Source organism: Paraburkholderia sacchari (assembly GCF_000785435.2).
Classification (GTDB): domain Bacteria; phylum Pseudomonadota; class Gammaproteobacteria; order Burkholderiales; family Burkholderiaceae; genus Paraburkholderia; species Paraburkholderia sacchari.
Genome location: NZ_JTDB02000008.1, coordinates 326,277 through 352,183, shown reverse-complemented (window position 1 = coordinate 352,183; position 25,907 = coordinate 326,277). Strand labels below are relative to the sequence as shown.

Below are 25,907 nucleotides of genomic sequence, written 5' to 3'. Positions count from 1 at the left end.
CAGGCGGCCCGCCCTCGGACGCCGCCAGACATCTTTAAAAATGGATTAACCGAGCCAGATCGTTGAACAACGCGATCGCCGACAGCGCGACGATGCAGGCAAGTCCCGCGCGCTGCAGCACGAGCTGCCAGCGGTCCGAGACGGCTTTGCCCGTTACGGCTTCAACCGCATAATATAACAGATGCCCCCCGTCCAATACTGGAATTGGGAGCAGGTTGAGTACGCCGAGGCTAATGCTGACAAGGGCGAGGAACGACAGGAAGGCGGACGGACCGAGTCTTGCGCTCTTGCCCGCATAGTCAGCAATCGTCACCGGGCCGGACAGATTTTTCAGAGACGCCTCGCCGGTGAGCATGCGGCCGAACATACGCAGCGAATAGATCGCGATGTCCCACGTGCGGAACGCACCCAGCCGAACGCTCTCGATCGGCCCGTAGCGGACGTCCACGGTGGGCGCCTGAGCCGCGAGCGCCGCGCCGATGCGCCCGACTTCCTCACCTGTTTCACCGTCACGCTGTGCCGCGGGCGTGATCGTGAGCGTCAACGTCTGACCCTGTCCGGACGCACCGCCCTGCGCGATGTTTTGCGCCGTGTTTTGCGGATCGCCACGCACGATGCGCAGGTGCACGGGCTTGCCCGCGTGGGCCTTCACATAGCCGATGAAAGTGCTTGCGCTGTCAACGGGACGGCCATCGATCGCAACGAGGCGATCGCCTTTTTCCAGCCCCGCTTGCTGCGCGGCGCTGCCCGCCTCCACGCCCGCGATCGTCAGTTTGGCGCCGCCGGCCTCGAGGCCGAGCTTCGACATGAAGTCGTCGTCGAGATCTTTGCTGGTGAGGTGCGAGAGATCGAGGGGAAAGTCGTAGGTGCCGCCGCCGTCACGCGCGGAGAGCACCACGCTGTTTTGATCGAAAGCCTCGGACAGCAGCTTCCAGCGCAGATCGGCCCACGACCGCACGGGCTCCGTGTCGCTGCCGTTCGCGTCGCTCACGGCGAGAATGGTCTCGCCGCCCTGGAAGCCAGCCTGCGCGGCAGCCGACTGCGCAGGCGGCACGGCCACGATGGCGGTCGGCTCGGTCACGCCGCTCGCGAACACCGCTGCGAAGAGAGCGATGGCAAGAATGAAATTGGCCACCGGCCCGGCAGCGACTATGGCAATGCGCTTGCCGACCGATTGCCGGTTGAAAGCGTGCGGCAAGTCTTCGGCGGAAATGGAGCCCTGCTGGTCCTGCAACTCGCGCTCGTCGAGCATCTTGACGTAGCCGCCAAGCGGCAACGCCGAGATCGTCCACTCGGTGCCGCTCTTCTTGCTGACCCATTGCACGAGCGGCTTGCCGAAGCCGATCGAAAACCGCAGAACCTTGACGCCGCACAAGCGCGCGACGCTGTAGTGCCCATATTCGTGCACGACGACGAGTACGCCGATCGCCACGACAAAAGACACCAGTTCGGTGAGCAGATTCATATGTGCCTCCTCTGCTGGAAGCAGCGCGCCAGTGCGGGTCCAACCTCGTTGGCGGGCCGATGGGCCTGCAAGCAGGCCCTCACGCCCCCGCGGGCGGCATGAGCGCAGCCCGGGAGCGGCCCCGAGCGAGGCTTCAGGCCTGCACCGGCAGGCTGTCGATGATCTTGAGCGCCGCGCGGCGCGCGGCTGCGTCGGCTTCGAGCACCACGTCGAGACTCGTGGCGCTGCGATTGTCCAGCGCGTTGAGCACGGCGTCGACCGTCTGCGCGATCGCCATGAAACCGATCCGGCGGTTGAGGAACGCCTCCACCGCAATTTCGTTGGCTGCGTTGAGCGTGGCGCTCGCCACGCCGCCCTCGGCCAGCGCCTTCATTGCCAGCGCAAGACACGGGAAACGCGTGTAGTCCGGCTTCTCGAAATTGAGCGTGGCCACCTGCGCGAGGTCGAGTTGCGCAACGCCCGAATCCACACGATCCGGGAACGCGAGTGCGTGCGCGATCGGCGTGCGCATGTCCGGGTTGCCCAGTTGAGCGAGCACCGAGCCATCCGCGTACGAGACCATCGAGTGAATCACGCTCTGCGGGTGGATCAGCACGTCAATGCGCTCGCCCGGCAGATCGAACAGGTAATGCGCCTCGATGACTTCGAGGCCCTTGTTCATCATCGTGGCCGAATCGACCGAAATCTTGCGGCCCATGGACCAGTTCGGGTGCTTGCAGGCCTCCTCCGGCGTCACGGCGACGAGCGTGGCCGGCTCGCGCGTTCGGAACGGGCCGCCCGAAGCGGTCAGAATGATCTTCGTCACGCCGCCATGCTGCGTACCTTCGGCAGGCAGACACTGGAACACGGCATTGTGCTCGCTGTCCACCGGCAACAGCACCGCGCCGTTATCGCGTGCCGCATTCATGAAGATGTCGCCCGACATCACGAGCGCTTCCTTGTTTGCGAGCAGGATGCGCTTGCCGGCCTGTGCCGCTGCAAGTGTTGGCACGAGGCCCGCCGCGCCGACGATGGCGGCAACCACGGTGTCGCATCCATCGCTCTTCGCGACATCGACGAGCGCCTGCGGCCCATACGCCACGACGGTCTTCGAGCCCGCCGCGCGCAGTTTGCGCTCGACCGCCGCGGCAGTATCGGCATCGCCGACCACGGCCACTTCGGGCGCGAAGCGCAGACATTGTTCGACGAGCTTGTCGCCGTTGCGGTGCGCGGTGAGCGCGTAGACGGAGAAGTGTTGCGGATGACGCGCAACCACGTCGAGCGTGCTGTCTCCGATCGAGCCCGTGGATCCGAGCAAGGTGAGTCGTTTTTGCATTTCCATTAGTCTCTAACCGAGCGTTGCTAACCGAGCAGCAGCATGGCAAGCGGCAGGACCGGCAACAGCGCGTCGATGCGATCGAGCACGCCGCCGTGGCCTGGCAGGAGGCCGCTCGAATCTTTCACGCCCGCCTGGCGTTTCGTCATCGACTCGAACAGATCGCCGATCACGCTGAACGCGACCAGCACGGTAAGCACGAAGAGCGCCCGGCCGAGGCCGAGGCGGGTCGCCAGCGCCGAATACAGGGTCGGCTCGAACGCGTGCAGCGCGAGCGCAGCGCCCGACACCGCCATCACGGCCACCCAGCCGCCCACGGCGCCTTCCCAGGTCTTGCCCGGGCTGATCGAGGGCGCGAGCTTATGCTTTCCGAACGTCTTACCCGCAAAGTATGCGCCGATATCGGCGAGCCAGACGATCAGCAGCAGCGAAAGCACGAATGCGACACCCACCGTGCGCGCCGCGACCAGCGCGTGCCAGCAGGCGCTGAAAATCACGAGCCCGGCTGCGAGTAGAAAGGCGCGCCAGATGCCGGCGCCGAGCGTGGGCTTGCGCACGAGCACGTAAGGGCCGGCGATGAGCCAGAAGATGCCGGCGGCCTGATAGAGCGGATGAGCCGACTCGAGCCGCAGGCTTGCGATGACGGCCAGCACGGCTATCGCCGCATAGGCGATCGAGCCTATATTGCCGGCCTTGAGCAGGCGCGCCCACTCCCACGCGGCGAACAACACCACGACGCCGATCAGCACGCCAAACCAGGCAACCGGCGCGAACAGCGTGACCGGCAGGAGGATGGCCAGCAGGACGAGCGCCGTGATGACACGGGTTTTTAGCATGAAAGCGAGTCGGCGTTCTGGGATTGGTTTTCGAGCTGGGCGCTCGTGCGGCCAAAGCGGCGCTCACGTTCGGCGTAGGAGCCGATCGCGCGATTGAGCGCATCGGCGTTGAAGTCCGGCCAGAACGTGTCGGTGAAATAGAATTCTGCGTACGCAAGTTGCCAGAGCAAGAAATTGCTCACACGCTGCTCTCCACCGGTGCGAATGAAGAGATCAGGCTCGGGCGCGTAGCTCATGGCCAGATACTGGCCAAGGGTGTCCTCGGTGACGGGCACCGGCTCGCCGGCCGCGGCGGCAGCCTCGACCAGCTTGCGGGTCGCCTGCATGATGTCCCAGCGGCCGCCGTAGTTCGCGGCGATCGTCAGCGTGAGCCGCGTGTTTCGCGCAGTCTTGGTTTCCGCGCGGCGAATCAGGTCCTGGATGCGCTCGTTGAACATCGACAGGTCGCCGACCACGCGCAGACGAATGCCGTTCGCGTGGAGGCGCGCCACTTCGCGTTCGAGCGCGGTGACGAACAGGCGCATCAGGAACGACACTTCGTCGGTCGGACGCCGCCAGTTCTCCGAACTGAACGCGAACAGGGTGAGATATTCGACGCCATTTTGGACGCAGGCTTCGACGACCGAACGCACGGCGTCGACGCCGCGCGTATGGCCGGCGACGCGCGGCAAACGGCGTTGAGTTGCCCAACGGCCATTGCCGTCCATGATGATCGCGATGTGGCGCGGCACGGCCGCCACGTCGGGCACGCGAACGGTTGAGCTGGTATAGGTCATGGCCGTCAGGCTAAAACTGCGGATACGGACAAAAGGGCGAGAGAACCCTGGCGGAGCTGAGAGCCTGGCGGCCTCAGACCGTCATGATCTCCGCTTCCTTGGTCTGGACGAGCTTGTCGATCTCGGCTACGAAGCGGTCCGTCAGCTTCTGGACGTCGTCGCCGCCACGGCGCTCGTCGTCTTCCGAGATTTCCTTGTCCTTCACGAGCTTCTTGAGTTGCTCGTTGGCGTCGCGGCGCAGGTTGCGCACAGCCACCTTCGCCGTTTCGCCTTCGTTCTTGACAATCTTGGTGAGCTCCTTGCGGCGCTCTTCGGTCAGTGCGGGCATCGGCACGCGGATCAGATCGCCGTGCGTGGCCGGGTTCAGGCCGAGATCCGACTCGCGGATCGCCTTTTCGATGACCTGCACCATTTTCTTTTCCCACGGCTGCACGCCGATCGTGCGCGCATCCACGAGCGTAAGGTTCGCGACTTGCGAGATGGGCACGGGCGAGCCGTAGTAATCGACCTGGATGTGATCGAGCAAACCGGTATGGGCGCGGCCCGTACGGATTTTCGCCAGATCGCTCTTGAACGCTTCGATCGAGCGCTGCATTTTTTGCTCAGCGCCCTTCTTGATGTCAGCCACAGCCATTTTGATACCTCCGAACCTTCATTACGGAATGGGCCCGCCAGCGCGCTCGAAGGGCGGCGCGGCCCATGTTCGTTTCCCGTTCGAGACGAGAGTTTACACGTGGACGAGCGTGCCTTCGTCTTCGCCTTGAATGATGCGCTTGAGCGCGCCCGGCTTGACGATGGAAAAAACCCGGATGGGCAGCTTCTGGTCGCGGCACAGCGCGAACGCCGTCGCGTCCATCACCTGCAGATTGCGGCCGATTGCCTCGTCGAAGCTGATCGTCGAGTAGCGCGTGGCCGAAGGATCCTTTTTCGGGTCCGCCGAATAGACGCCGTCGACCTTGGTGGCCTTGAGCACGACTTCCGCGCCCACTTCCGCGCCGCGCAGCGCAGCGGCGGTGTCGGTGGTGAAGAACGGGTTGCCCGTGCCGGCCGCGAAGATCACAACCTTGCCCTCTTCGAGCTGGCGAATCGCCCGCGGGCGAATATACGGCTCGACCACCTGGTCCATGCGCAGCGCCGACTGCACGCGCGCCTCGATGCCCGCGTGGCGCATGGCGTCCTGCAGCGCGAGCGCGTTCATCATGGTGGCGAGCATGCCCATATAGTCGGCCGTCGCGCGGTCCATGCCGGCCGCGCCGCCCGCCACGCCGCGGAAAATGTTGCCGCCGCCGATCACGACTGCGAGCTGGGTGCCGAGCCGCACCACCTCGGCCACGTCCGCCACCATTCGTTCGATCGTGGCGCGGTTGATGCCGAAGGCATCGTCGCCCATCAGGGCTTCGCCGGAAAGTTTGAGCAGGACGCGTTTATAGGCGGGTGTGGGCATGGGGGTATCCAGGATCGCGCGCAAAAGGCACTAACAGGGCAATAACTTGAAACTGTAGGGGTGAAATACGGCTAGGGGCAAGCGCCGCCAGAATAGCGAAGATTTGCGCCACGGGACGCGGCAGGTGTCCACCGCGCAAGGCGCCGCTACATCGGGCGTCGCTATGCTGCCCACCGCGGCAGATTCCTCCGCCGCGGCTTGCTACGGTACTGCTTGATGCTCTTACTGCGGTACGGCTTGAAGCCTGAAGGCTTGCGCGGCCTTTATTGCTGCTTTGCAGCAGCGACTTGCGCGGCCACTTCGGCGGCGAAGTCGTCCTGGCGCTTCTCGATGCCTTCGCCCACCACGAAGAGGGCGAACTTCTGCACCGTCGTGCCAGCAGCCTTGAGCATCTGCTCGATCGTCTGCTTGTCGTTCTTCACGAACGGCTGGTTCAGCAGCGACACTTCCTTCAGGTACTTCTGGACCGAACCTTCGACCATCTTCGCAACGATCTCAGCCGGCTTGCCCGATTCGGCAGCCTTCTGCTCGGCGATGCTGCGCTCCTTGGCGATCAGGTCGGCAGGCACGTCGTCCGACGACAGCGAGACCGGCTTCATTGCGGCGATGTGCATTGCAACGTCCTTGCCCACTTGCTCGTCGGCGCCCGTGTACTCGACCAGCACGCCGATGCGCGTGCCGTGCAGGTACGCAGCCAGCTTGTTGGCGGTTTCGAAGCGCGCGAAACGGCGGATCGAGAGGTTTTCGCCGATCTTGCCGACCAGCGCGAGGCGCACTGCGTCCACCGTCGAGCCATCCAGCGGCAGCGCCGAGAGAGCAGCGACGTCAGCCGGGTTCTGCGCAGCGACGAGTTCGGCGATCTGCTTCGCGAACGCGAGGAAGTCGTCGTTCTTCGCAACGAAGTCGGTTTCGCAGTTCAGTTCGACCACGGCGCCAGCGTTGGCACCGATGAACGACGAGATCACGCCTTCTGCCGTAACGCGCGAGGCTGCCTTGCTTGCCTTGTTGCCGAGCTTCACGCGCAGCAGTTCTTCAGCACGCGCGAGGTCGCCGTCGGCTTCCGTCAGCGCCTTCTTGCATTCCATCATCGGCGCGTCGGTCTTCGCGCGCAGTTCTGCCACCATGCTTGCGGTAATTGCCGCCATCATTCGCTCCTTGAATCTGTCTGGTACGCGCCAGCCGCATGATTCGATGCGGCCAGCAGGAATTCGTTTCCGTAAATACCGTGCTGAAACGCTTTTTTACAGCTGCTTCTACAGGACTACGGTGCCGCCCGTATGACGCGGCATCGAACGCCACGGCTTAAAAAAAAGGGGCCTATGGAAGCCCCCTTTTCTTGCCGGACACGGGGCGGCTTACGCCTCCGGATTGACCTCGACGAACTCGTCGTCGCCTTCGTTGCCGCGCACGGCTGCAACCACTTCGTTGACCGCGCTGGCACGGCCTTCGAGGATCGCGTCAGCCACGCCTTGCGTGTAGAGCGCGACAGCCTTGCTGGCGTCGTCGTTGCCCGGGATCACGTAGTCGATGCCTTCCGGCGAGTGGTTCGTGTCGACCACGGCGATGACGGGGATGCCCAGCTTGTTGGCTTCCGTCACGGCAATCTTGTGGTAACCGACGTCGACCACGAAAATTGCGTCAGGAATGCCGCCCATGTCCTTCACGCCGCCGATCGACTTTTGCAGCTTGGCGATTTCGCGCTCGAACAGGAGCGCTTCCTTCTTGCTCATCTTCTCGAGCTCACCGGCTTCCACGGCTGCTTCCATGTCCTTCAGGCGCTTGATCGAAACCTTCAGCGTCTTGAAGTTGGTCAGCATGCCGCCGAGCCAGCGCGCGTTCACGAACGGCATGCCAGCGCGCGCTGCCTCGTCGGCGATGGTGTCGCGCGATTGACGCTTCGTGCCGACGAACAGGATCGTGCCACGGTTCGATGCCAGCTGACGCACGTACTTCAGTGCGTCGTTGTACATCGGCAGCGTCTTTTCGAGGTTGATGATGTGAATCTTGTTGCGATGACCGAAAATGAAGGGGGCCATCTTCGGGTTCCAGAAGCGCGTCTGGTGACCGAAGTGGACACCTGCTTCCAGCATTTGGCGCATGGTAACTGCCATGTTTCAATTCTCCGCTAGGGTTGGTTCTTAAGCCGGCTGCCGTATCGGTGCGCCGCCCCGCTTTTTTCAAAGCTCTTTTGAGGACTGGCGCGCCCGACACCCTGGGTGCGTCGGCTCGCGATTTCACGTGGGTACTGCCTCACTGCAACTACTTTGCCGCCGTTAATTTTTTGCCCGCAGCGGCATCGGGCATAATCGACTCCTAAACCCGCCAATCGGAAGGTAGAGGGAGCGACTTAGCCGAAGATTATAGCACGTAATGCTGACCGCACTCAAGCCAGCTATTACCCTCGGAAGAAGTCCGCCGGCGCGCCTATGCTGCCGCCCCGTGCGTGCGCCTCCCCCCTCAAAAGCCTGCGACCCTGCGGATAAGGTGCGATAATTTAATATTCGACTGCATTTTCGGGCGCACACCATGGCCATTTCGATCAAGAACGAACACGACATCGCGCAGATGCGCGTCGCCTGCCGGCTGGCGAGCGAGGTGCTCGACTACATAACGCCGTTCGTCGTGGCGGGTGTGACGACGGGCGAGCTCGACCGGCTCTGCCACGAATACATGATCAATGTGCAGGGTACGGTTCCGGCGCCGCTTAACTATCAGCCGCCCGGCTATCCGCCCTACCCGAAGGCCATCTGCACCTCGGTGAACGACGTGATTTGTCACGGGATTCCGGGCGACAAGGCGCTGAAGAACGGCGACACGCTCAATATGGACATCACCGTGATCAAGAACGGCTATTTCGGCGACACGAGCCGCATGTTCATTGTCGGCGAGGGGTCGATTCTCGCGAAGCGCCTCGTGCAGACGACGTACGAATGCATGTGGCTCGGGATCGATCAGGTGCGCCCGGGCGGCCATCTGGGCGACATCGGCCACGCCATCCAGCGCTACGCCGAAGCACAGGGCTACAGCGTCGTACGCGAATATTGCGGCCACGGCATCGGCACGGTGTTCCACGACGAGCCGCAGGTGCTCCACTACGGCCGCGCCGGCACGGGTGTAGAGCTGCTGCCGGGCATGATCTTCACCATCGAACCGATGATCAACGCCGGGCGCCGCGAAATCCGCACCATGCCGGACCAGTGGACCGTCAAGACCAAGGACCGCAGCCTCTCAGCGCAATGGGAGCACACTGTGCTCGTGACCGAGACGGGCTATGAAGTGCTGACGGTTTCGGCCGGCACGCCGGCCAAGCCGGCCATCGTTGCGCAGATGGCAGGTTCGGCCGCCTGACTGTCGCCCGATTGCAAGGCGCGCGCGGCGGCTAGCGCGACTCCAGGCTCCAACCGGCATCGCCCCGCGCCCGCACGGTCCGCCGCCCGGCAGTCCGCGCCCGGGCGCCGGGCCCCCTCCAACTCGCGCCAACTGCACCGAAGCCCATGAGCGTTCCCGCCGTCGCCGCACCCGATACGTCTTCGCTGAAGTCCGACTACAAAGCCGCCAAGGCCCAGTTGCTCGAACGGTTCAGGAGCGCATCCAATGTCGACTCCCTGATGCGCGCGCTTGCCCGCGCCACCGACGACACCCTGCGCCGCGCCTGGAGCCTGTGCGAGTTGCCGGCCTCGCTCGCGCTCGTGGCCGTGGGCGGCTTCGGACGGGGCGAACTCGCGCCGTACTCCGACGTCGACATTCTCGTGCTGCTGCCCGACGATGAAGCGCTCGCGCCGCTCGAATCCCGCCTCGAACACTTCATCGGCCTCGCGTGGGACCTCGGCCTCGAAATCGGCAGCAGCGTGCGCAGCGTCTCGCAGTGCCTCGACGAAGCCGCCGGCGACGTGACGGTGCGCACATCGCTGCTAGAAGCGCGCCGCATCACGGGCAGCCCGACGCTATTCGGCGATTTCGTCCAGCGCTACCGCGACGCCATGGACCCGCGCGCGTTCTTCCAGGCCAAAGTGCTGGAAATGCGCCAGCGCCATGCGCGCTTCCAGGACACGCCCTATGCGCTGGAGCCGAACGTCAAGGAAAGCCCCGGCGGCTTGCGCGACCTGCAACTGATCCTCTGGGTCACCGAAGCCGCCGCATTTGGCAGCAGCTGGAAAGAACTCGATCAGCGCGGCCTCATCACGGAGCGCGAAGCGCGCGAGCTGCGCCGCAACGAGGCGTTCCTGAAAACCCTGCGGGCGCGCCTGCATGTGATTGCCGGCCGCCGCCAGGACATCCTCGTGTTCGACCTGCAGACGAGCGTGGCCGAAAGCTTCGGCTACTCGGACAGCGGGGCGCGGCGCGCGAGCGAGCAGCTCATGCGCCGCTACTACTGGGCGGCCAAGGCGGTCACGCAGCTTGCGACCATCCTGATCCAGAACATCGAGGCGCAGCTCTTCCCGAGCACGAGCGGCATCACGCGAACGCTCTCGGATCATTTCGTCGAAAAGCAGGGCATGATCGAAATCGTGAGCGACGACGTGTTCGAGCGCGAGCCGCACGCGATCCTCGAAGCCTTCCTGCTTTACGAACAGGTGCCGGGCGTAAAGGGTCTCTCGGCGCGCACCTTGCGCGCGCTGTACAACGCGCGCGAAAAGATGGACCAGCACTGGCGCCGCGACCCTGAAAACCGCCGCCTCTTCATGGCGATCATGAAGGAGCCCGCAGGCATCACCCATGCCATCCGGCTGATGAACCAGACGAGCGTGCTGGGGCGCTATCTGCTGAATTTCCGGCGCATCGTCGGGCAGATGCAGCACGACCTCTATCACGTCTACACGGTCGATCAGCACATCCTGATGGTGCTGCGCAATATCCGGCGCTTCGCCGTGGCCGAGCACGTGCACGAATACCCGTTCTGCAGCCAGTTGATCGCCGATTTCGAGCGGCCCTGGGTGCTTTACGTGGCGGCGCTCTTTCACGACATCGCCAAGGGGCGCGGCGGCGATCATTCGCAGCTCGGCATGGCCGACGCGCGGCGCTTCTGCCGCGAGCATGGCATCGCCAGCGAAGACTCCGACCTGATCGTCTGGCTCGTGCAGCAGCACCTGACCATGAGCCAGGTCGCCCAGAAGCAGGACACGAGCGATCCCGAAGTGGTGAAGCGTTTTGCCGATCTGGTGGGCTCCAAGCGGCGGCTGTCGGCCCTCTATCTGCTGACCGTGGCCGATATCCGCGGCACCAGCCCGAAGGTCTGGAACAACTGGAAGGGCAAGCTGCTCGAGGATCTCTACCGCTCGACGCTCGCCGTGCTCGGCGGCGCCCAGCCCGATGCGCACTCGGAGCTCAAGACCCGCCAGGAACTGGCGCTCGCGCTGCTGCGCCTCGAAACCGTGCCGGAAAACGCGCACCGAGCGCTGTGGGACAAGCTCGACGTGGGCTATTTCCTGCGCCACGACGCCGCCGACATCGCGTGGCAAACGCGGGTGCTCTACCGCTACGTCGAAACGCCCTCACCCGTCGTGCGTGCACGGCCCTCGCCCGTGGGCGAAGCGCTGCAAGTGCTCGTCTATGCGAAGGACCGGCCGGACCTGTTCGCCACCATGTGCGCCTACTTCGACCGCAGCGGCCTGTCCGTGCTCGATGCGCGCGTGAGCACGACGCGCCACGGCTACGCGCTCGACAACTTCATCGTCGCCCACCCCGAAGGCGACGTGCAATACCGCGATATCGCGAATCTGGTCGAGCAGGAGCTCGCCCAGCGCCTCGCGGCGTCGGACAATCCGCTGCCTGAGCCGTCGAAGGGGCGGCTCTCGCGCCTGTCGCGCACCTTCCCGGTCACGCCGCGCGTCGACCTGCGGGCCGACGAGCGCGACCAGTATTACATCCTGTCCGTGTCGGCGAACGACCGGCTGGGCCTTCTTTATTCCATCGCGCGCGTGCTGGCCGAGCACCGCATCGGCGTCCAGGCGGCGCGGATCAATACGCTCGGCGAGCGCGTGGAGGACGTGTTTCTGCTCGACGGGTCGGGTCTGTCCGACAACCGTCAGCAGATCCGCGTCGAAACCGAACTGCTGCGCGCGATAGCAGTGTGAAAGCCACATCGAAAGACGTAGAACCATGCGAGCCAAACTGACAGCCAAACATCCGCGCCCGGCCACGCCCGAACGCGCCCCCGTCCGCCGCGGCAGCACGACCGCCCGCAAGCCGGTGCGCTCCGACGAGGCGCGGCCGGCTGAAGGACGGCCCGCACAAGCGCGCCCGTCCACGCCAAAACCCGGCGGGAAGCCTGTGTCCGGGAAGCCGGCGAGCGCGCGCGAGCGCGACACGTCCAACCGGCCCGCTCGCGCGCCGCGCGAAGGCAGCGGCTATGGTGAGGAGCGCCGCCGCCGCGACGCGGGCGACGCGCAGCGAAGCGCCAAACCGTGGGACCGCGACGCGCGGCCCGCACGCCGGGCTGAGGGCGATGAGCGCCCGTTCCCGCGCAATCGTGGCGAGGGTGGCGAACGCCGCTTCCCACGCCGTGATGAGGGCGAAGGCCAACGTCCGTTCCGCGCTCGCGACGAAGGGGGTGAACGCCGTCCGTTCCGGGCTCGCGACGAAGGCGGTGAACGCCGCTTCCCGCGCCGTGAGGAGGGCGAAGGCCAGCGCCCCTTCCGCGCACGCGACGAAGGGGGTGAACGCCGTCCGTTCCGGGCTCGGGAAGAAGGCCAAGGCCAGCGCCCCTTCCGCGCACGCGACGAAGGGGGGGAACGCCGTCCGTTCCGGGCTCGTGAAGAAGGCCAAGGCCAGCGCCCCTTCCGCGCACGCGACGAAGGGAATGAGCGCCGTCCGTTCCGTGCTCGGGAAGAAGGTGGCGAACGCCGATTCCCGCGCCGCGATGAAAGCGAAGGCCAACGTCCACTCCGCGCACGCGACGAAAGCACTGAACGCCGCTTCCCGCGCCGGGACGACGGCGACGATCGACGCCCAGCGTTTCGCCGCGACCAGAGTTCCGACGAACGCCGCCCGCGCGACGACCGTGGCTTCGCGCGCCCCGTTAAATCTTCTTGGAGTAACGCAAACGAGCGCAACGCGGAAGACGCCCGCACACGCAAGCCCGGGTCGAAACCCTTCGCGAAGGGCTCCGACCAGGCGCCGCGCCGCTCACCGGCTGGTGGCGACCACACCGCCCCACAACGCACCGCGCGCGTGGAAATCGACGGCGACAACACGCTGCGCCTGTCCAAGCGCATGTCAGAACTCGGCCTGTGCTCGCGCCGCGAAGCCGACGAATGGATCGAAAAGGGCTGGGTCTATGTGGAGGGCGAAGTCGTCGACACGCTAGGCGCCAAGGTCACGCCCCAGCAGCGCATCGAAGTCGACCCCGCCGCGCTCGCCGCGCAGGCGCGCCAGGTGACGATCCTGCTGCACAAGCCGGTGGGCTACGTCTCGGGCCAGGCCGAGGACGGCTATGAGCCGGCGGCCACACTCGTCACGGCCGAGAATCACTGGGACGGTGATCACTCGGGCATCCGCTTTTCGGCGAAACATCTGCGTACGCTCGCGCCGGCAGGCCGTCTCGACATCGACTCGACCGGCCTGCTCGTGCTGACCCAGGACGGCCGCGTGGCAAAGCAGTTGATCGGCGAGAGTTCCGACATCGACAAGGAATACCTCGTGCGCGTGACCTATGGCGACATCGAGACGGAAGTCGATCAGCACTTCCCGCCCGAATTGCTGGCGAAGCTGCGCCACGGCCTCTCGCTCGACGACGTGCCGCTCAAGCCCGCCATGGTGAGCTGGCAAAACGGCGAGCAATTGCGCTTCGTCCTGCGCGAAGGCAAGAAGCGCCAGATCCGCCGCATGTGCGAACTGGTTGGGCTGAAGGTGGTCGGCCTCAAGCGGGTGCGCATGGGCCGCGTGCTGCTGGGCGCGCTGCCGCAGGGGCAATGGCGCTATCTGTCGGCGGACGAGACGTTCTGAGCGCCGCCGGTTGAAGCCAGTGACAGCAAGTAAAACGGGAGCCTCGGCTCCCGTTTTTTCATGCGCGCCCGCTTGTGTGCGCGCCAGATCTCAATCGTCGCTCTTTGGGTCGAGATCGGGGAACAGGATGTCGGTGAAACCGAACTTCGAGAAGTCGGTGATGCGCATGGGGTACAGCTTGCCGATCAGATGATCGCATTCGTGCTGAACCACGCGCGCGTGAAAGCCTTCCGCCACGCGCTCGATGGAATTGCCGTACTGGTCGAAGCCGTTGTAGCGGATCATCGAATAGCGGCTCACCGCGCCGCGCAGGCCCGGCACCGAAAGGCAGCCTTCCCAGCCCTCTTCCATGTCGTGCGAAAGAGGATGGATGACCGGGTTGATCAACACGGTTTGCGGCACCGACGGCGCTTCCGGATAGCGCTCGTTGTCTTCGAAGCCGAAGATCACGACCTGCAGGTCGACGCCGATCTGCGGCGCGGCAAGCCCTGCCCCGTTAGCCGCGTGCATTGTGTCGAACATGTCGGCAATCAGCTCGTGCAATTCGGGCGTGTCGAAATGGTCGACCGGTCTGGCGATGCCGAGCAGGCGCGGATCGCCCATTCTGAGAATTTCGCGAATCATGTCGTGTGCCCCTCCAGGAGCTTGTGCAACCCTTCTTCGTCGAGCACCGGCACGCCGAGTTCCTCGGCTTTCGCAAGCTTGCTGCCTGCTTCGGCACCCGCCACCACGTAGTCGGTCTTCTTCGACACCGAGCCAGCCACCTTCGCGCCGGCCGCTTCCAGCATTTCCTTCGCCTCGTCGCGCGTGAGCGTGGGCAGCGTGCCGGTGAGCACCACCGTCTTGCCCGCCAGCACACCCACCGGCGCTTTCGGCGCAGGCGGACCGTCCGCCCATCTGACCTTGCCCGGCGCGCGCAGTTGCTCGATCACGGTGCGGTTATGTTCTTCCGCAAAGAACTGATGAATCGACTCGGCCACGATCGGCCCGACATCGTTCACTTCGAGCAATTGCTCGATGGACGCGTCCATGATCGGGTCGAGCGAGCCGAAATGTTTCGCCAGATCCTTCGCCGTGGATTCGCCTACGTGGCGAATCCCGAGCGCGTAGATGAAGCGCGCCAGCGTGGTGGATTTGGCCTTCTCGAGCGAATCCAGCAGATTCTGTGCCGACTTGTCCGCCATGCGATCGAGCTCGGCCAGCGTGGAGAAGCCCAGGTTGAATAAATCGGCCGGCGTGCGCACGAGATTCTGGTCGACGAGCTGATCGATGATCTTTTCGCCGAGACCGTCGATATCGAGCGCGCGGCGCTGCGCGAAGTGCCATAGCGCCTGCTTGCGCTGCGCGGGGCAAAAGAGGCCTCCGGTGCAGCGGGCGATTGCTTCGTCGGGCAGGCGTTCGATGCTCGAGCCGCACACCGGGCACTCGGTGGGCATCACGAACTCGCGGGCGTCTGCGGGGCGGCGCTCGGCGAGCGCGCTCACCACCTCGGGAATCACGTCGCCCGCGCGGCGCACGATCACCGTGTCGCCGATTCGGATGTCCTTGCGGCGCACTTCGTCTTCGTTGTGCAGCGTGGCGTTGGTAACGGTCGCGCCGCCCACGAACACGGGTTCGAGGCGCGCGACTGGCGTGATGGCGCCGGTGCGGCCCACCTGCACGTCGATGGCGACGACCTTCGTGAGCGCCTCCTGCGCCGGGAATTTGTGGGCGAGCGCAAAACGCGGCGCGCGCGAGACGAAGCCGAGCGTGTCCTGCTCGTCGCGCCGGTTGACCTTGTAGACCACGCCGTCGATGTCGTAGGGCAGCGAGTCGCGCTTCTCGCCCACGGCGCGGAAAAACTCCAGCAGCCCCTGCGCGCCCTTCACGACCGCGCGCTCGCTGTTCACGGGCAGGCCCATTTCGGCGTACCAGTCGAGCAGTTCGCTGTGCGTGGCAGGCATGGGCTCGCCTTCGAGCACGCCAATGCCATAGGCGAAGAACGACAGCGGCCGCTGCGCGGTGATCTTCGAATCGAGCTGGCGCAGGCTGCCTGCCGCCGCATTGCGCGGGTTCGCAAACTCCTTGTGGCCCGCCTCGCGCTGACGCTCGTTCATGCGGTCGAAGTCGCGGCGGAACATCAGCACCTCGCCGCGCACGTCGAGCACATTCGGCACGCGCCGGCCTTTGAGCCGCAGCGGCAGCGAGCGGATCGTGCGCACGTTTTCGGTGACGTTCTCGCCGGTCGTGCCGTCGCCGCGCGTGGAGGCCTGCACGAACACGCCGTCCACATAGCGCAGCGAAATGGCGAGACCGTCGAACTTGAGCTCGCACGCGTACTCGACCGGGCCGCCTTCGCCCTTGCCGAGCGCGTCGGACACCCGCTTGTCGAAGGCGACGATGTCTTCGTCGGCAAAGCCATTGTTGAGCGAAAGCATGGGCACGTCGTGCACCACTTGCTCGAAGCCCGCTGCCGCCTCGCCGCCCACGCGCTGCGTGGGCGAGTCGGGCGAGACGATTTCCGGATGCTCGGACTCGATCCGCTGGAGCTCGCTGAACAGCTTGTCGTATTCCGCGTCGGGCAGCTCCGGCTGGTCGAGCACGTAGTACGCGTGATTGGCGCGCTCGAGTTCGGCGCGCAACCACGACGCGCGCTGCGCCGCAGTGGACTCTTCGGAAGGACGGGCGGGAGAACGGACCATGCTTGGGGCGGTTTCTTCTGAATGAATTAGATTGTCAGATTATCTCAGGAAGCCACGGCCGTGGCATCGGCCGAACGGCCAGCTTCGTGCGTCGTCGAACGGCCCGCGCTTGCAAGCCCACGTTTGCGCCACGCACAAAAAAGCGCGGCGCCGTGATAGCGCCGCGCTTGTTGCAATGGCAAAGCGTTTGCCCTTACTGGCTAAAGAGCCGCCGCGTGGCCGGCGAGCCCGCCGGAATGCCGGCCTGCTCGAGCTTCGCGTAGAGCGTCATGAGCTGCTTGTCGATGGACTGCAGCACGGATTCCGGCAGCGGCCGGCGCTGGTCGTCCACCACGCGGCCGCCGATACGTTCGGCGAGCGAGCGAGCGTAGTCGCACATCAGGCGGAACGGCAGGATGTCTTCGTCGGCCACCGGCACGTCGAGGACCAGCGTAATCATCTGGCCGCCCTTGTAGGTGAGATCGTCGCGCAGGAAGTTGGTGTCGCCGAATTGCAGCATGAACACCGGGCTCTGCTTCGAATCGAGCTTGACGAAGCGCGTGCCGTCGCGCGAGAGCAGCAAGCCGTCCTGGGCCGCCACTGCCTGCACGTAGTTCGCCGACCACGGCGCGCCGTCCGACAGCACGTTGATCGAAAGCTGGGCGTCGCACTGCGCCGCGAAGCCGTCGAGCTCGCGGGCCATCGCCACGGTTTCCGTCATGTCGGGGAATTCGGGCAGGCCGTCGAGCGCATCCGCGAACTGCTGGACGCCCGCGACGAACTCGGAGAATTCCAGTTCGTTGAGCGGGCCGTTGCGATTCGCCAGCTGCGCAGCCGCGCGCAATTCTTCGTAGCGCACGCCGTTTTGCAGCAGTTCCCAACCATCGCCGCCTTCGGGCTTGCCTTCGATATGCACCGGTTTGCTGCCCGCGCGGCGCAACCGTTGCGCAAGTGGAATCACGCGCTCGCCGGGCTGCGGCCCGCCGAGCCGGATCGGCACGATGCAGTCGATACGCCGATCCACAATGGCGGGCGGCGCCGACGAGATCGTCGTGGCGGCCGGCAGCACCGGCTCGACGCGCTCGTCTTCCGCGCGCTTTTCACTCTGCTTTTCGTCGCGCTTTTCGTCGTTCGCGACATGAGCTTCCGGCTCGCCATGCTCCGTTGAGGACGCAAGCGACTCCTCGCTCCCAGCCTCTCCAGCCTCGTCATCCGAAAAGCCATTCGGCGAAGTTCTCTCCGCCTGGATGTCCACTGGCGTGTCGGCCGGCGCAACCGCGCCGAAACCCGGCTCCATGCGCTCCTCGGCGGCGCTGCCACCCGCGAGCGACGGCTCGCGTTTGGCCGGCGCGCGGGCCGGCTCGATGAAAGGGCTCTGTTCGTTCAGGTCGTCGCGCAGCGGCGCCTCGGCCGTTTCCTCGGGCATCGGGCGCGGCATGCGCCGGCGCACCTTGGCGCTCTGCCACGCGTTGTACACCACCACGCCCCCGACGACCACGGCACCCGCGCCGATCAACCCGAGAGTCAACTGATCCATGCATGCTCCATCTGCAATTCTTTTCCGGCGACGCGCATCGTCCCTTCGTCCTTCCTGAACACGCGCGCCGCGTGCGTGGCCATCAGGCCGTATTCTGTGCGAAACCGGCAGCCGTTTCCATGTCGACCGCAACGATGCGCGAAACGCCCTGCTCCTGCATCGTCACCCCAATCAACTGTTGCGCCATCTCCATCGCGATCTTGTTGTGCGAGATGAACAGGAACTGCGTCTTGTCCGACATCGCGCGCACCAGATTGGCGAAGCGTTCCGTGTTGGCGTCGTCGAGCGGCGCATCAACTTCGTCGAGCAGACAGAACGGCGCCGGGTTCAACTGGAACATCGCGAACACCAATGCCGTGGCGGTAAGCGCCTTCTCGCCGCCCGAGAGCAGGTGGATCGTCGAGTTCTTCTTGCCGGGCGGCTGCGCCATCACCTGCACGCCGGCGTCGAGAATTTCGTCGCCGGTCATGATGAGCTTGGCCTGGCCGCCGCCAAAGAGGCGCGGGAACAGGTCGCCGAAATGCCGGTTCACCTCGTCGAAGGTGCCTTGCAGCAGCGTTCGCGTTTCCTGGTCGATCTTGCGGATCGCGTCTTCGAGCGTTTCGATCGCGCTCGTGAGGTCGGCGGACTGCGCATCGAGGAAAGTCTTGCGCTCCTTCGCGGCGGCCAGTTCGTCGAGCGCGGCCATGTTGACCGGCCCCAGCGCCGCGATCGCGTTATTGATGCGCGTGACTTCGCCTTGCAGATACGAGGGCTTGAGGTCGGGCGAAAGCTTCTCCTGCAGCGCGACTTCGTCCACGCCCGCAGCCTGCAGTTGCTCGACGAACTGCTCGCCGTTCAGGCGCGCGGCCTGCTCCTTCAACTGCAATTCGGTGATGCGGTCGCGCAGCGGCTGCAGCGCACGCTCGGCGGTGAGGCGCGTTTCGTCGGACGCGCGCAGCTTCGCGCTCAGGTCGTCGAGTTCGGCGCGCGCGGCGCGCAGCGCTTCTTCCTTCTGCGCGCGGATTTCCAGCGCGTCCTGCAGGCCCGTGTGCGCGGTCTGCTCGTTGATCGTTTCCAGTTCCGCCCGCGCGTCTTCGAGCGAGGCGGCCACGCGCTCGCTCTGGTCATGCGCGACCTGGATGTTGCGCTTGAGCTCTTCGATGCGGTTGGCCATGTTGCGCGCCGCGAAGCGCGCATCGCCCGCCGCGCGCTCGAGATCGCGCGCCTCATTGCGGGCGCTGCCCAATTCCTCGTCGAGCGCCTCGAACGCCAATTGATTGTCTTCGAAGCGCGCCTGCAACTCCGCGAGCTCGATGTCGTGGCGCTCGAAATTCGCCTCCGACTCCGCGCGCAGCGCACGCTGTTCTTCGATCTGCGCGCGGATCTCTTCGAGTTCCTCGCGAATCTGCGTGCTACGCGCCGTATAGCGCTCGTGCGCCTGGGTGAGCTTGAGCACGTCCATTTGCAGCGCGTGCACGCGCTGCGTGGCGCGCTCGGCCTGCTGGCGCACTTCGGTGAGCGCCTGGGCCGCCTGGGTGTGCGCGGCCTCAGCGCGCACCGCAGCGGCGCGTGCGTCGTCGGCGAGCAGCGCCTGCGCGCGCACTTGGCGCGTGAGGTTTTCGATTTCCTGCTGGCGGGCCAGCATGCCGGCCTGCTCCGAGTCGGCGGCATAGAGCTGCACGCCCACGCGCGTCACCGTGTGGCCGGCCTTCACCACGAAGGCGCCGCCTTCGGGCAACTGAGCGCGCTTCGCGAGCGCTTCGGCCAGATCGGCGGCCACGAAGGTCGCGCCGAGCCATTCGTTGAGCACCGCGCGCAGGCCCGCATCGTCGATGCGCACGAGCGAGAGCAGTGGCGTGAGGCCCGCGGGCGCAGCCGGCGCCTGGCCTGCCGGCGGCGGCGCGTAAAACGCGAGCTTCGCCGGCGGCGCGTCGGTTGCGAACGCCTTCACCCAGTCGAGGTTCGACACTTCGAGCGCGGCAAGGCGCTCGCGCAGCACGGCCTCGAGCCCGGTCTCCCAGCCCGCTTCGACGTGGAGCTTCTTCCACAGACGCGGCAGCGCACCCAGTTCATGGCGTTCGAGCCACGGCTGAATCTTGCCTTCGGTTTGCACGTTCTCCTGAAGCTGCTTGAGCGCGGCGAGGCGCGCTTCGAGCTGATGAATCTGCGCCGCTTCGGCCTGCACGCGCTCGTGCGCGGCGCGGCGCTCGGCGTCGAGACGCGGCACGGTTTCCTGCGCATCGGCAAGACGCTGCTGCGCCTCGTGCAGGATCTCTTCCTGCTCGGCCAGTTGCATGCGCAACTCTTCGAGCTGCGCTTCGTCGGGTGCGTCGAGGCCGCCTTCCTCCGATTTCAGGCGCTCGTGGCGCTGCTGAAGCTGCTGGAGCATCTGGTCGGCATTGCGCTGATGCGCGGCTTCGAGCTTGATCGCCTGCTCGGTGCGCGCGATGCCCGCGCGCTCGTCGTTCAGTTGCGCCTGCGCATCGCGCCAGCGGTTTTCGAGCGCGGGCAGCGCCTCCTGCTTCGCCGCCGCCTGTTCTTCGGCGATGGCCGCCTTTTCCTCGCCCATCGCGAGCTGCTCTTCGGCATCCGCGATATCGTCCTCGGCCTTCTGCGCCTGCACCTGCCATTGCTCGCGCTGGGCGGTAAGCGCAGCGATCTGCGCCTGCACGCGATTGCGCGATTCGACGATGAACTTGATTTCCGCTTCGAGGCGGCTTACTTCGGCGTTCGCTTCATAGAGCGAGCCTTGCGCGCCCTGCATCGCATCGCTGGCCGAATAGTGCGCGACGCGCAGCGTTTCGAGCTGCGCTTCGACTTCGCGCAGCTGCGCGGTGTGCCGCTCCAGGTCGATCTGCGCCTGCTCGATCGCGCGTTGCTGGCGCTGCTGCTCGCCGGCCGCCTCGTTCTTGCGCAAGAGCCACAGCAGGCGCTGCTTTTCTTCGCCTTCGGTTTGCAGCTCGCGGAACTTCGTCGCCACCACGGCCTGGCCTTCGAGCTTCTCCAGGTTCGTGGACAGCTCGCGCACGATGTCCTCCACGCGCGTGAGATTCTCGCGCGTGTCGTGCAGACGGCTTTCGGTTTCGCGGCGGCGCTCCTTGTACTTCGAAACGCCTGCGGCCTCTTCGAGGAACACGCGCAGCTCTTCGGGCTTTGCCTCGATGATGCGCGCGATCATGCCCTGCCCAATGATCGCGTACGCGCGCGGCCCGAGGCCGGTTCCGAGGAAAATGTCCTGGATGTCGCGCCGGCGCGCCGGCAGATTGTTGATGTAGTAGCTCGACGTGCCGTCACGCGTGAGCACGCGCTTGACGGCGATCTCGGCATACTGGCCCCACTGGCCCGCGGCGCGCCCGTCCGCGTTGTCGAACACGAGTTCGACGCTGGCGCGGCTGCCGGGCTTGCGCGCAGTGGAGCCGTTGAAAATGACGTCCTGCATCGACTCGCCGCGCAATTCCGAGGCGCGCGATTCGCCGAGCACCCAGCGCACGGCGTCGATGATGTTCGATTTGCCACAGCCATTGGGCCCGACCACTCCGACGAGTTGGCCCGGGACCTGGAAATGCGTGGGATCGACGAAGGATTTGAAGCCAGCGAGTTTAATCGAGGTCAGACGCACGGCGATATCGCTGTTTGAATAGGGAGAGTGAACGGGACCGCCCGCGCCGCAAGCCACGCGCCGCACGCGCATGGATCACGCATCGAATGCTGCGGGCGCTTCATCAGCACTTCGGGCACTACATCTCAGGCAGCCGCCACGGCTCGCCGCGCGAAGCACCTTGTGCGCGCCCGCCCGGCGAGGATCAGCGGCAATCATACCATCGTGCGCGCGCCTTTCCGCCCGCTGCGCGGCGATGCGCTTGGGCCGCCGCGGTCATTCGCATCGTCATCCGCGCCACCATGGGCATTGCCGCTTTCGTCGATGGGGCACGCTTGCGCGTGGGCAATCACGCTGGCGTCGGCACTCGCGTGCTGCTCATGCTTGCCGCCCGCTTTGGCGTCCTGCGTGCGATGCACCCAGCTCGACAGCAGCGTAGCAAGCACGATGCACGCGCCGCCCGCGCACTCGCGCGGCCCCGGCGTTTCGCCCGCGAGCAGCCACGATGAAAGCGCGGTCACCACGAGTTCGAAAAGCATGATGATCGACGCGCGGTTCGCTGGCACGCGCGCGAGCCCGTACTGCACCAGCATGTTGTTCGAACTCAGCAGCAAACCGAGCACGGCCACGAGCAGCACGATGCGCGCCAGCGGCTCGCCGACGTGCAGCACCGGCATCGGCTCAAAGCGCGACGCCACCGCACCGCAGATCGCCGCCCCGGCGAAAATCACGGCGGTGCGCATCTCCGGCTTCATCTGCGGCAGCACGCGGCTCGTCTTCACCACGAGCACGTTGCTCATCGCAAAGCCCATGCCGCCCGCAAGCCCCGCCCATTCGGCCGCGTTGGCCGGCAACGGCACGCCGAGCTTCGGCGACCACAACATGAGCGCCGCGCCCAGCAGTGACAGCGCGGAGAGTGCTGCGCCGGCCCCCGTGAGGCGCTCGTTCAGGATGAAATGCGCGTAGATCGCCGTCCATGCCGGCGTGAGGTAGAACAGCAGGAGCACACGCATCACTTCGCCGTGGATCGCGCCCCATACGAAGCCCATATTGGCCACGCCCGCGGCCAGCCCGAGCATCGGCAGCACCCAGTGCCAGCGCACCGTGGCGATCGAGCGGTGGCGCAGCAACAGCACGAAGAGGCACCCCGCCGCGCTGGTCGCAGCTCCTGCGGCCGTGCCGGTCAGGCCGAGGCTCGCGAGCGTGCGCAGCGGATACCAGATCACGCCCCACACCGAGGCGCCGATCATGATGGCGAGCGTCGGCCAGCCGGACTTCAGGCTCGCGCTCATCGGCCGGCTCTCCCGCACCGCGCCCATGCAAAGAAAGCGCGCATCGGCTGCTTTTCGGACTGCATACCCCTCCTTTGTTGTTCCTCGTTTGTTGCCGACTGTCCTGCCGGTTTGTCCTGCCTGTTGCCATATGCGCGATATGCGCGTTATGCCATGCGCTCCGCCAAAGCATGCCCACCGGGCCTCCAGGGGCCATATTCCCGGCTACATGCCTCGCCCGCGCGCACGCCGGAGCGCCCCGCAGGCCGTGCCTCGCCAAGTTATAATCCACGCTTTTCCAGCCGCAGCAGCCATCCCCGACGCGCGACCCGCTCCGTGCCGCCGCGATCCACGCCACCCATGCCGGATCGCGCCGCCAGGCACGCCAGCAACCGGCCCTATCATGGCCACGACATCGTCGCGCCGGGTTACATCGGGTCACATCGTCGCCGGAACCGGGCCGCCGATGCCGGCCATTGCGCCGCGCGCTGTCCACCCGTCTCACGCTTTTCACCCGCCAAGCCCGTGAATCCGCTACTCGACACTCTCCAGCCCTATCCCTTCGAAAAGCTGCGTGCGCTCTTCAAGGACGTCGCGCCGAACGCCGGCCTGCGCCACATCAGCTTCGGGATCGGCGAGCCGAAACATCCGACGCCCGCGCTGATCCGCGACGCCATCGTCGCTTCGCTCGACGGTCTTTCGGCCTATCCGGCCACGGCCGGCAGCCCCGCGCTGCGCGAGGCGATCGCGAAATGGGTGACCGGGCGCTATAGCCTGCCCGCCATCGACGCAAACACGCAAGTGCTGCCCGTGTGCGGCTCGCGCGAGGCGCTCTTCGCGCTCGCCCAGGCCGTGGTGAACCCGACGGTCAACCCCACGGCGGGAGCAAAAGGTCCAGCAAAGCGGCCGATCGTACTCTGTCCGAATCCGTTCTACCAGATCTACGAAGGCGCCGCGCTGCTCGCGGGCGCCGAGCCGTACTTCGTGAACAGCGACCCCGGCCGCAACTTCGCCTGCGATTATTCGCAGGTTCCCGAAGAGGTCTGGGCGCGCACGCAGTTACTCTATGTCTGCTCGCCGGGCAACCCGACGGGCGCCGTGCTCACGCTCGACGACTGGCGCGAGCTGTTCGCGCTTTCCGACCGCTACGGCTTCGTGATCGCCTCCGACGAGTGCTACTCGGAAATCTACTTCGACGAAGCGCATCCGCCACTCGGCGGCCTCGAAGCCGCGCACCGGCTCGGCCGCGGTTTCGAGCGCCTGATCATGCTCTCGAGCCTCTCGAAGCGCTCGAACGCGCCCGGCATGCGCTCGGGCTTCGTCGCGGGTGACGCGGCGCTGCTCAAGCAGTTTCTCCTTTACCGCACGTACCACGGCTCGGCTCTCTCGCCGGTCTGGCAGTCCGCCAGCATCGCGGCCTGGGGCGACGAGGCCCACGTGCGCGAGAACCGCGCGAAGTACCTGCAGAAGTTCTCGACCGTGACGCCGATGCTCGCCGACGTGCTCGACGTGAAGCTGCCCGACGCCGCGTTCTATCTGTGGGCCAACGTCGCGCGCACTGGCCTCTCGGATACCGCGTTCGCCCAGCGCCTCTACGCCGACTATAATGTGACGGTTCTGCCGGGCTCGTATCTCGCGCGCGAAGCGCATGGCGCGAATCCCGGCAAAGACTTCGTCCGCATGGCGCTCGTCGCCGACGTCGAGGAGTGCATCGAGGGCGCGCAGCGCATCGTCGACTTCTGCCGCTCGCTCAAGCAGTAACAGTAAAGCCACCTTACGTTCGCGCGCCCGCCCCCGGGTACGCGAGTCATCGCATTTGAACTCACACGAAGCCACCACCATGTCGCAACAACTTCAGCAGATCATCGACACCGCCTGGGATAACCGCGCCGACTTCTCGCCCAAGTCCGCGCCGAACGAGGTGCGCGAAGCCGTCGCCCACGTCATCGCCGAACTCGACCGTGGCGCGCTGCGCTGCGCCGAAAAGAAGGACGGCGACTGGGTCGTCAACCAATGGGTGAAGAAGGCCGTGCTGCTGTCGTTCCGCCTGGAAGACAACGTGCCGATGGCCGCCGGCGGCTACAGCCAGTTCTACGACAAGGTGCCCTCGAAGTTCGCCAACTACACGGCCGAAGACTTCGCGGCCGGCGGTTTCCGCGTCGTGCCCCCGGCCATCGCGCGCCGCGGTTCGTTCATCGCGAAGAACGTCGTGCTGATGCCGTCGTACACCAACATCGGCGCTTATGTCGATGAAGGCACGATGGTCGACACGTGGGCCACCGTCGGCTCGTGCGCTCAGATCGGCAAGAACGTGCACCTCTCGGGCGGCGTCGGTATCGGCGGCGTGCTGGAGCCGCTGCAGGCCAACCCGGTCATCATCGAAGACAACTGCTTCATCGGCGCGCGCTCGGAAGTCGTGGAAGGCGTGATCGTCGAGGAGAACTCGGTCATCTCGATGGGCGTGTACCTCGGCCAGTCGACCAAGATCTACGACCGCGAAACCGGCGAAGTCTCATACGGCCGCATTCCGGCGGGCTCGGTCGTGGTGGCCGGCAATCTGCCCTCGAAGGACGGCTCGCACAGCCTCTACTGCGCCGTGATCGTCAAGAAGGTGGACGCGAAGACGCGCGCCAAGGTCGGCCTGAACGAGCTGCTGCGAGGCGACTAATGGCGAAGGCCGCAAAAACCGTCGTCGTCTACGGCATTCCGAACTGCGACACCGTGAAGAAGGCCCGCGTGTGGCTCGAAGAGCACGGCATCGAGTTCGAATTCCACGACTTCAAGAAGGCCGGCGTGTCGAATGCGCTGGTCCAGGACTGGCTCAAGGACGTGTCACTGGATCTGCTCATCAACAAGCGCGGCACGACCTGGCGCGGCCTGTCCGACGTCCACAAAGCCGAAGCCGACACGACCGCCGGCGCGATCGCGCTGATGATCCACAAGCCGTCGATCATCAAGCGGCCGGTCGTGGCCGTGAATGGCCGTGTGAAGACGCTGGGTTTTTCCGCCGAGCAATACGAGGCGCTGTTCGCTTGAGAAAAGCGCTGTTCGCCTGAAACGGTTTTTCCTTGCTGTTGCC

19 protein-coding genes are annotated in these 25,907 nt (G+C 65.6%); 6 read left to right on the top strand and 13 right to left on the bottom strand.

Annotation, left to right across the window (positions count from 1 at the left end; translation table 11 throughout):
• Positions 1–34 precede the first annotated feature (34 nt).
• The 8 genes from rseP to rpsB form a co-directional block, all read right to left on the bottom strand.
• Positions 35–1,465, bottom strand: coding sequence for an RIP metalloprotease RseP (rseP, locus tag NH14_RS25810; protein WP_035531844.1), 1,431 nt, complete (start codon positions 1,463–1,465; stop codon positions 35–37).
• Positions 1,466–1,598: 133 nt separating this feature from the next.
• Positions 1,599–2,780 (bottom strand): 1-deoxy-D-xylulose-5-phosphate reductoisomerase, encoded by a 1,182-nt coding sequence (locus tag NH14_RS25805; protein ID WP_035531847.1) that lies wholly within the window; start codon positions 2,778–2,780, stop codon positions 1,599–1,601.
• 26 nt (positions 2,781–2,806) lie between these two features.
• Positions 2,807–3,616: a phosphatidate cytidylyltransferase gene (locus NH14_RS25800; protein WP_035531850.1), complete on the bottom strand. Its 810-nt coding sequence runs from the start codon at positions 3,614–3,616 to the stop codon at positions 2,807–2,809.
• Positions 3,610–4,392 (bottom strand): polyprenyl diphosphate synthase, encoded by a 783-nt coding sequence (gene uppS, locus NH14_RS25795; RefSeq protein WP_035531852.1) that lies wholly within the window; start codon positions 4,390–4,392, stop codon positions 3,610–3,612. The genes NH14_RS25800 and uppS overlap by 7 nt, the downstream gene beginning before the upstream one ends.
• Positions 4,393–4,465: 73 nt before the next feature.
• Entirely contained in the window at positions 4,466–5,026 is a 561-nt protein-coding gene (gene frr / locus NH14_RS25790; RefSeq protein WP_028211416.1) for a ribosome recycling factor, read from the bottom strand.
• A gap of 93 nt (positions 5,027–5,119) precedes the next feature.
• Positions 5,120–5,836: a UMP kinase gene (gene pyrH, locus NH14_RS25785; protein WP_035531856.1), complete on the bottom strand. Its 717-nt coding sequence runs from the start codon at positions 5,834–5,836 to the stop codon at positions 5,120–5,122.
• A gap of 263 nt (positions 5,837–6,099) precedes the next feature.
• Positions 6,100–6,981, bottom strand: a complete 882-nt coding sequence (gene tsf / locus NH14_RS25780; protein WP_035531859.1) for a translation elongation factor Ts — start codon at positions 6,979–6,981, stop codon at positions 6,100–6,102.
• A 210-nt stretch (positions 6,982–7,191) separates the two neighbouring features.
• Positions 7,192–7,947, bottom strand: coding sequence for a 30S ribosomal protein S2 (gene rpsB / locus NH14_RS25775; RefSeq protein WP_035531861.1), 756 nt, complete (start codon positions 7,945–7,947; stop codon positions 7,192–7,194).
• 415 nt (positions 7,948–8,362) lie between these two features.
• Here rpsB and map point away from each other — a divergent pair, with 415 nt between their 5' ends.
• The 3 genes from map (at position 8,363) to NH14_RS25760 (ending at position 13,780) form a co-directional block, all read left to right on the top strand.
• A complete protein-coding gene (map, locus tag NH14_RS25770) occupies positions 8,363–9,184 on the top strand; it encodes a type I methionyl aminopeptidase (protein WP_035531864.1) in 822 nt (273 codons plus the stop codon).
• Positions 9,185–9,330: 146 nt separating this feature from the next.
• Complete coding sequence (locus NH14_RS25765; protein ID WP_035531867.1) at positions 9,331–11,910, top strand: [protein-PII] uridylyltransferase; 2,580 nt, start codon at positions 9,331–9,333, stop codon at positions 11,908–11,910.
• A gap of 25 nt (positions 11,911–11,935) precedes the next feature.
• Complete coding sequence (locus NH14_RS25760) at positions 11,936–13,780, top strand: pseudouridine synthase (protein WP_084225826.1); 1,845 nt, start codon at positions 11,936–11,938, stop codon at positions 13,778–13,780.
• Between the two features lie 90 nt (positions 13,781–13,870).
• On the opposite strand, the gene def is transcribed toward NH14_RS25760, so the two are convergent.
• The 5 genes from def to NH14_RS25735 all read right to left on the bottom strand — a co-directional run bounded on the left by def (position 13,871) and on the right by NH14_RS25735 (position 22,849).
• Positions 13,871–14,404 carry a peptide deformylase gene (def, locus tag NH14_RS25755; protein WP_035531873.1) on the bottom strand — a complete coding sequence of 178 codons (534 nt, stop codon included), beginning with the start codon at positions 14,402–14,404 and terminating at the stop codon, positions 13,871–13,873.
• Positions 14,401–16,461: an NAD-dependent DNA ligase LigA gene (gene ligA / locus NH14_RS25750; RefSeq protein WP_035531876.1), complete on the bottom strand. Its 2,061-nt coding sequence runs from the start codon at positions 16,459–16,461 to the stop codon at positions 14,401–14,403. Before ligA ends, def begins: the two co-directional genes overlap by 4 nt.
• A gap of 193 nt (positions 16,462–16,654) precedes the next feature.
• The gene (locus NH14_RS25745) at positions 16,655–17,977 is read right to left on the bottom strand and encodes a cell division protein ZipA C-terminal FtsZ-binding domain-containing protein (RefSeq protein WP_035531879.1); all 1,323 of its coding nucleotides are present in this window, start codon (positions 17,975–17,977) and stop codon (positions 16,655–16,657) included.
• 82 nt (positions 17,978–18,059) lie between these two features.
• On the bottom strand, positions 18,060–21,578 hold the full coding sequence (gene smc, locus NH14_RS25740) for a chromosome segregation protein SMC (protein WP_035532007.1): 3,519 nt from the start codon (positions 21,576–21,578) through the stop codon (positions 18,060–18,062).
• A gap of 194 nt (positions 21,579–21,772) precedes the next feature.
• The gene (locus NH14_RS25735) at positions 21,773–22,849 is read right to left on the bottom strand and encodes a DMT family transporter (protein ID WP_084225836.1); all 1,077 of its coding nucleotides are present in this window, start codon (positions 22,847–22,849) and stop codon (positions 21,773–21,775) included.
• A gap of 504 nt (positions 22,850–23,353) precedes the next feature.
• On the opposite strand from NH14_RS25735, the gene dapC reads away from it, so the two are divergent.
• From dapC to NH14_RS25720, 3 genes are all read left to right on the top strand, one after another.
• Complete coding sequence (gene dapC, locus NH14_RS25730; RefSeq protein WP_035531882.1) at positions 23,354–24,589, top strand: succinyldiaminopimelate transaminase; 1,236 nt, start codon at positions 23,354–23,356, stop codon at positions 24,587–24,589.
• Positions 24,590–24,668: 79 nt separating this feature from the next.
• The gene (gene dapD, locus NH14_RS25725; protein ID WP_035531885.1) at positions 24,669–25,496 is read left to right on the top strand and encodes a 2,3,4,5-tetrahydropyridine-2,6-dicarboxylate N-succinyltransferase; all 828 of its coding nucleotides are present in this window, start codon (positions 24,669–24,671) and stop codon (positions 25,494–25,496) included.
• Positions 25,496–25,864, top strand: a complete 369-nt coding sequence (locus NH14_RS25720; RefSeq protein ID WP_035531888.1) for an ArsC family reductase — start codon at positions 25,496–25,498, stop codon at positions 25,862–25,864. Before dapD ends, NH14_RS25720 begins: the two co-directional genes overlap by 1 nt.
• Positions 25,865–25,907 lie beyond the last annotated feature (43 nt).